This is a genomic window from Falsiroseomonas sp. RANM36 (assembly GCF_056682175.1).
Genome location: NZ_JBWXTD010000005.1, coordinates 309,964 through 316,949 on the forward strand (window position 1 = coordinate 309,964; position 6,986 = coordinate 316,949).

General features: G+C 72.6%; 8 protein-coding genes and 1 tRNA gene. All 9 read left to right on the top strand.

Features of this window, described 5'->3' with window-relative positions:
* Positions 1–180 precede the first annotated feature (180 nt).
* Positions 181–780 carry a Maf family protein gene (locus AC1MIR_RS19480; RefSeq protein WP_480029847.1) on the top strand — a complete coding sequence of 200 codons (600 nt, stop codon included), beginning with the start codon at positions 181–183 and terminating at the stop codon, positions 778–780.
* On the top strand, positions 765–1,871 hold the full coding sequence (locus AC1MIR_RS19485) for a ribonuclease E/G (RefSeq protein ID WP_480029848.1): 1,107 nt from the start codon (positions 765–767) through the stop codon (positions 1,869–1,871). Before AC1MIR_RS19480 ends, AC1MIR_RS19485 begins: the two co-directional genes overlap by 16 nt.
* The gene (gene yacG / locus AC1MIR_RS19490) at positions 1,868–2,056 is read left to right on the top strand and encodes a DNA gyrase inhibitor YacG (protein ID WP_480029849.1); all 189 of its coding nucleotides are present in this window, start codon (positions 1,868–1,870) and stop codon (positions 2,054–2,056) included. Before AC1MIR_RS19485 ends, yacG begins: the two co-directional genes overlap by 4 nt.
* A 62-nt stretch (positions 2,057–2,118) precedes the next feature.
* Positions 2,119–2,194, top strand: a tRNA-Phe gene (locus tag AC1MIR_RS19495).
* A 344-nt stretch (positions 2,195–2,538) separates the two neighbouring features.
* Complete coding sequence (locus AC1MIR_RS19500) at positions 2,539–3,453, top strand: branched-chain amino acid ABC transporter permease (protein ID WP_480029850.1); 915 nt, start codon at positions 2,539–2,541, stop codon at positions 3,451–3,453.
* 124 nt (positions 3,454–3,577) lie between these two features.
* Positions 3,578–4,861, top strand: coding sequence for a high-affinity branched-chain amino acid ABC transporter permease LivM (gene livM, locus AC1MIR_RS19505; RefSeq protein ID WP_480029851.1), 1,284 nt, complete (start codon positions 3,578–3,580; stop codon positions 4,859–4,861).
* On the top strand, positions 4,858–5,709 hold the full coding sequence (locus tag AC1MIR_RS19510; RefSeq protein ID WP_480029852.1) for an ABC transporter ATP-binding protein: 852 nt from the start codon (positions 4,858–4,860) through the stop codon (positions 5,707–5,709). The genes livM and AC1MIR_RS19510 overlap by 4 nt, the downstream gene beginning before the upstream one ends.
* Positions 5,706–6,425: an ABC transporter ATP-binding protein gene (locus tag AC1MIR_RS19515; protein WP_480029853.1), complete on the top strand. Its 720-nt coding sequence runs from the start codon at positions 5,706–5,708 to the stop codon at positions 6,423–6,425. The genes AC1MIR_RS19510 and AC1MIR_RS19515 overlap by 4 nt, the downstream gene beginning before the upstream one ends.
* A gap of 90 nt (positions 6,426–6,515) precedes the next feature.
* A partial coding sequence (locus tag AC1MIR_RS19520; protein WP_480029854.1) for an Hpt domain-containing protein occupies positions 6,516–6,986 on the top strand: 471 nt, incomplete at its 3' end.

Consider the following 6,986-nt stretch of genomic DNA (forward strand, 5'->3'; position numbering starts at 1 on the left):
CCAGCGCGTAGCGCCAGCGATGCGCGGCGGCATGGATCGGCGGCGGCAGGTCGCCCCCGGCCAGCGCGCCGAAGGCCGCCAGCAGCGCCGCCCCCGCCCCCCCCCGCCCGGGGGGGGGGGGGGGCGGGGGCCCCCCGCGCGCCCGCGGCCCGCTCCGCGGGCCGCCCAGGATCGAGCAACGTGCCAGTCCATTCCAAGCCTGAGCGCCCGCCGCTCGTCCTCGCCTCGGCCAGTCCGCGTCGGCGCGAATTGCTGGCGCGCATCGGCGTCGTGCCGGATCGCGTGCTGCCCGTGGATATCGACGAGACGCCGCGCAAGGCGGAATTGCCGCGCCTGCTCGCCGCGCGCCTCGCGCGCGAGAAGGCGGAGGCGGCGCATGCCGCCGCGCCCGATGCGCTGGTGCTGGCGGCCGACACGGTGGTGGGCGTCGGGCGGCGCATCCTCGGCAAGCCGGCCGATGCGACGGAGGCGCGGCGCTTCCTGGACCTGCTCTCGGGCCGGCGGCACCGCGTGATGACGGGCGTCTGCCTGATCCGCCCGGACGGCAAGCGATCGGAGCGCCTGGTCACGACCATCCTCGCCTTCCAACGCCTGACCGAGGCGCAGATCGCGCAGCACCTCGACAGCGACGAGTGGCAGGGCGTGGCCGGCGGCTACCAGATCCAGAAGCGGGCCGAGGCCTGGACGCGCTTCCTCTCCGGCAGTCATTCCAACGTGGTCGGCCTGCCGCTGTTCGAGACGGCGCAATTGCTGCGGGGCGCGGGGTGGCTGAGACCGTAATCCGGGTCTCCTGCTCGCCCGGCGAGCGGCGCGTGGCGCTGCTGCGCGACCATGTGCTCGACCTCGCCGCGGTCGAGCGGCCCGCGCGGCCGGATGGCGTCGGCGACCTGCATCGGGCGCGCGTGACCGCGATCTCCCGCGCGATGAGCGGCACCTTCCTGGCCATGGCGGATGGCGCCACCGGCTTCCTGCCGGAAAGCGAGGCGCCCGACCGCAAGGCGGTGACGGAGGGCGCGATCCTGCCCGTGCGCGCCACGCGCGCGCCGCAGGGCGGCAAGGGCCCGCGCCGGACAGCGCGGCTTTCGGCCGTGGACAGCGGGGGGGCGGCGGGGCTGGGTGGGGCGCGCGTCCGCCGCGGCCCCGACGCCGTGCTGCGCTTCGCACGCCTGGCGCGCGAGGCCGCGGTGGTGACCGATGACGCGGCGGAGCTCGCGCGCCTGCGGCCGCGGCGCGGCGCGCGGGTGGGCCGCGCCCGGGCCGGCGCCTGCGACGACGCGCGCGAAGCCGAGTTCGACCTGCTCGCCGGCCCGGAGGTGCCGCTGCCCGGCGGCGGGCGGCTGACGGTGCATCCGACGCCCGCGCTGACCGCGCTGGACGTGGATGCCGGCGGCCAGGTGGCGGGCGACGCCGAGGCGGTGATGCGCCTCAACCGGGCCGCCGTGGCCGAGGCGGCGCGGCAGATCCGGCTGCGCGAGCGGGCCGGCGCGATCCTGCTCGCCGTGGCGGGGCTCACGGTGAAGCGGCGCGAGGCGCTGTCGGAGCCGCTGGCCGCCGCGCTGGCGGCCGATCCGCTGCGGCCGAAGCTGCTCGGCCTGACCAGGCTCGGCCTGTTCGAGATCCAGCGCCAGCGCGTGCATCCGCCGCTGCATGAGGTGCTGGGCTGGCCGACCTCGCCGCTCACCTGCGGCCGCGCCGCGCTGCGCCGCGCCGCGCGGGAGGTGGCGGCGGTGCCCGGGCGCGTGCCGGCGCTGCATGCGTCGCCCGCGGTGGTGGCGGCGTTGCAGGCCATGCCGGAGGCGCTGGCCGCGCTGCCGGGCCTCAGGCTGGTGGCCGAGCCCGGCCTTCCGCCGGGCCGGGAGGAACTGCGATGACCACGCCCCCGCGCAAGCCGCGCAAATGCCCGGTCTGCGGCAAGCCCTTGGCGGAGCCCGGCCAGCGCTTCTGCTCGGAACGCTGCCAGCGCGTGGATCTCGGCCGCTGGCTGACCGGCACCTACGCGATCCCGGCCGTCGAGGAGGAGCCGGATGACGAGACGGGGACGGGTGGACAGCCCTGAGGGCTTCCGCTATCACCCGCGGCCTCTGCCGGGCGGGCGCGCGCAGCGTCCGTCAGCGATGGGCCCAGGTAGCTCAGTTGGTAGAGCATGCGACTGAAAATCGCAGTGTCGGTGGTTCGATTCCGCCCCTGGGCACCATTTTTCTTTCATTCATGTAGGTTCAATCCGAGTGGTCCGCTGCGCCGCGTGCCGCGGCATGGTCGGGCTCGCGATGGCCGACGGTGCGACGCTCGGCTTCCTGTCGGGCGCGATCGGCGATGCCGGGGATCGGGCGCTGCGGGGCGGGCGCGGTGGCCGGCCGGTCGGGTTCGTGCGGCATCCTGCTGGTCCTTCTGATTGGCGGAGGGAGCTAGCCGACGGCGCCGCGCGGCGCGTGTTCCGGCGGGAACAGCGCGGGCGGCGCGGCGGCGCAGCGGCACTTCCCCATTGACCGGCCTTGCCGGAACGTCTCTCACTGGCTGCAAACGGGGAGAGTCGCGACCTTGGCCTATGCCCTGCAGCAGCTGATCAACGGCATCAGCCTCGGCATGATCTACGGGCTGATCGCCGTGGGCTACACGATGGTCTACGGCATCATCGGCATGATCAACTTCGCCCATGGCGACATCTTCATGATCGGCGCCTTCATCGCGCTGATCTCGCTCGTCATGCTGGTGTCCGGCGGCTTCATGGAAGGCCCGGCCGCCCTGCTGCTGGTGCTGGCGATCTCCATGGCCTTCACCGCGCTCTACGGCTGGACGGTGGAGCGCGTGGCCTATCGCCCGCTGCGCGGCAGCTTCCGCCTGGCGCCGCTGATCAGCGCGATCGGCATGTCCATCGTGCTGCAGAACTACGTGCAGATCAGCCAGGGCGCGCGGGTGAAGCCGATGGAGCCGCAGGTGACCGGCGGCTTCGAGATCATGCGCGAGGGCAACTTCGTCGTGCAGCTCTCCAACATGCAGATCCTGATCATCGTGACGACGCTGGCGGTGCTGGCGATCTTCACCTGGCTGGTGACGAAGACGCCCTTGGGCCGCGCCATGCGCGCCTGCGAGCAGGACCGCAGGATGGCCAGCCTGCTCGGCATCGACACCGACCGCACGATCAGCCTGACCTTCGTGATCGGCGCCTCGCTCGCGGCCGTCGCGGGCACGCTCTACCTGCTCCGCTATGGCGTGATCGACTTCTACATCGGCTTCCTGGCCGGGGTGAAAGCCTTCACTGCCGCGGTGCTGGGCGGCATCGGGTCCTTGCCTGGCGCGGTGCTGGGCGGGCTGCTGATCGGGCTGATCGAGACCTTCTGGTCGGCCTATTTCAGCGTGCAGTACAAGGACGTCGCGGCCTTCTCGATCCTGGCGCTGACGCTGATCTTCCTGCCGACCGGGCTGCTCGGCCGGCAGGAGGTCGAGAAGGTATGAGCCCGAACGCAATGGGCTGCGACCTGCGGCCCGCAGGGCCGAGCGCGCGAATGCGCACCGCGCCGAATGGCGCGCAGCCAAGGCGGCCGGATGGCCGCCGCCCGGCGCATGAGGGACGCGAAGAATGACCCCGCGCCTGCTCGGCGCGGTGCGCGACGCGGCGCTCGCCACGCTCGTCGCCTTCGGCGTGTTCGTGGTGATGGTCGGCCTGCGCACCGATGTCGCACCGAGCGGCGCGCTGTTCCTGCGCCAGCGCTGGGCCGATGTGGCGCTGCTTTGCGCGCTGGTCTTCGTGGGGCGGCTGGTGGTCTCGCTCTGGGGCCTCCGCCCGCAGCCGGTGGCGGCATCGCCGGGGCGCGCGGCGCTGACGGCGCGACTCGGAAAGATCTTCGCGCCGGCGCTGCTGGCCGCGGCGCTGGTGCTGCCCTTCATCCCCGGCATCGGGCGCTACGAGCTCGATCTCGGCATCCTGGTGCTGACCTATGTGATGCTGGGCTGGGGGCTGAACATCGTGGTCGGCCTGGCCGGGCTGCTCGACCTCGGCTACGTCGCCTTCTATGCGGTCGGCGCCTATTCCTACGCGCTGCTGGCGCAGAATTTCGGCTTCTCCTTCTGGCTCTGCCTGCCGCTGGCCGGCATCCTCGCGGCCTTCTGGGGCATCCTGCTCGGCTTCCCGGTGCTGCGCCTGCGCGGCGACTACCTTGCCATCGTGACCCTCGCCTTCGGCGAGATCATCCGCATCGTGCTGCTGAACTGGACCGAGCTGACCAACGGGCCGAACGGCATGACGGGCATCCCGCGCCCGACCTTCTTCGGACTGCCCTTCAGCATGTCCGGCGAGCCCGACACCTTCGCCGGCTTCTTCGGGATCGAGCCGGACCCGATCCACCGCGTGATCTTCCTCTACTACCTGATCCTGGTGCTGGCGCTGCTGACCAACTGGGTCACGATCCGCATCCGACGCCAGCCGATCGGCCGCGCCTGGGAAGCGCTGCGCGAGGACGAGATCGCCTGCCGCGCGCTCGGCATCAACATCACCGCGACGAAGCTGACCGCCTTCGCGCTGGGCGCGATGTTCGGCGGCTTCGCCGGCGCCTTCTTCGCCACGCGCCAGGGCTTCATCAGCCCGGAATCCTTCACCTTCATCGAAAGCGCGATCATCCTGGCCATCGTCGTGCTCGGCGGCATGGGCAGCCAGGTCGGCGTCGCCGTCGCGGCGTTGGTGATGATCGGCGGCTTCGAGCTGTTCCGCGACCTCGAGGAATGGCGGATGCTGGTGTTCGGCGCGGCGATGGTGGTGATCATGGTGCTGCGCCCGCGCGGGCTGGTGGGCACGCGCACGCCCTCCATCGCGCTCGGCGACCGGCGCGCGATCTCCGCCGCGCATGTCAGCGAGGGGCGGGGATGAGCGCACGGCTCGCCATGCCCGGGGGCGCCATGTCCGATCCCATCCTGGAGGTGGACGCGCTGACGATGCGCTTCGGCGGATTGCTGGCGGTGGACAGTGTCTCCTTCACCGCCAGGCGCGGCGACATCACCGCGCTGATCGGGCCGAACGGCGCGGGCAAGACCACGGTGTTCAACTGCATCACCGGCTTCTACCGCCCGACCGATGGCGCGCTGCGGCTGCATCGCGGCGGGGGCGCGGTGGCCGAGTTGCACCGGCTGAAGGACCACCGCATCGCGCGCGCCGGCGTCGCACGCACTTTCCAGAACATCCGCCTGTTCCCCGGCATGACCGCGCTCGAGAACCTGCTGGTCGCGCAGCATGTCGTGCTGAATGCGGCGACGGGCTTCGGCGTCGGTGCGCTGCTCGGGCTCGGCGGCTATCGGCGGGCCGAGAAGGCGGCGGTGGCGCGCGCCGCCGCCTGGCTCGTCGCCACCGGCCTGATCGAGCGCGCCGACGATCCCGCCGGCGCGCTGCCCTATGGCGCGCAGCGACGGCTGGAGATCGCGCGCGCGATGTGCACCGGCCCCGCATTGCTCTGCCTCGACGAGCCGGCCGCGGGGCTTAATCCGCGCGAATCCGAGGAACTCGCGGCACTGCTGCGCGCGATCCGCGACGGCCGCGCCGCGGAAGGCGCGGCGGCGACCTCCGTGCTGCTGATCGAGCACGACATGGGCATCGTGATGGGCATCTCGGACCACGTGATCGTGCTGGACCACGGCAAGAAGATCGCCGACGGCACGCCCGAGGCGGTGCGCAACGATCGCCACGTGATCGCCGCCTATCTGGGCGAGGAGGAGGACGCATGACCGCCCCCATGCTGGCGGTGTCCGACCTCGTTGCCGCCTATGGCGCGGTGCAGGCGCTGAAGGGCGTTTCGCTGCATGTGGACCGCGGCGAGATCGTCACGCTGATCGGCGCCAATGGCGCGGGCAAGTCCACGCTGCTGATGAGCATCTGCGGCGATCCCCGCGCGCGATCCGGCCGCGTGGTGCTGGACGGGACGGAGATCACGCAGCGCCCGACGCATGAGATCATGCGCATGGGCGTCGCGCAGTCGCCGGAGGGACGGCGCGTCTTCCCGCGCATGAGCGTGCTCGAGAACCTGCTGATGGGTGCGCAGGCGCAGGGCCACGATCCCGGGCCGGAGCTGGAGAAGGTCTTCGCGCTGTTCCCGCGCCTGAAGGAGCGGGAGGCGCAGCGCGGCGGCACGCTCTCGGGCGGCGAGCAGCAGATGCTGGCGATCGGGCGCGCGTTGATGTCGAAGCCGCGGCTGCTGCTGCTGGACGAGCCCTCCCTCGGCCTCGCGCCGCTGATCGTGCGGCAGATCTTTTCCGCCATCCGCGCGCTGAACGAGCAGGAAGGGCTGACCGTGCTGCTGGTGGAGCAGAACGCCAACCAGGCGCTGCGGCTGGCGCATCGGGGCTATGTGCTGGTGACCGGCCGGATCACGATGGAGGGTACGGGCGCGGAATTGCTGGCGCGGCCGGAGATCCGCGACGCCTATCTCGGCGGGGGCCACTGAGCGCTCGGCGCCTCGCCGCGGGACCGCCGTTTACCGCTTCTTCGCCACCTCCCCTGCAGGATGCGGCGTGCCGCAACCGCCGGGATGCCCATGGACGACCTGATCGCGGATTTCCTTGCCGAGACCCATGAGGGCCTCGCCGCCCTCGACGTGGCGCTGGTGCGGCTCGAGAAGGCGCCGCAGGACGGGCCGACGCTCTCCGAGATCTTCCGCGTCATCCACACGATCAAGGGCACCTGCGGCTTCCTCGGCCTGCCGCGCCTGGAATCGGTGGCGCATGCGGCGGAGAACGTGCTGGGTCGCTATCGCGACGGCTCGCTGAAGGTCACGCCGGACGGCATCACGCTGATCCTGCAGGCGCTGGACCGCATCAAGCTGATCGTCGCGGGGCTCGAGGAGAAGGGCGCGGAGCCGGCGGGGGACGATGCCGCGCTGATCGCAGCGCTCGACGCGGCCTTCGCCGGCGAGGCGCCGGCCCCCGCCCCCCCCCCCCCCCCCGCGGGGCCGCCGGGGCCCGCGCCGCCCCCCCCCCCCCCCGCGGCGCACGCCCCCCCCCCCCCC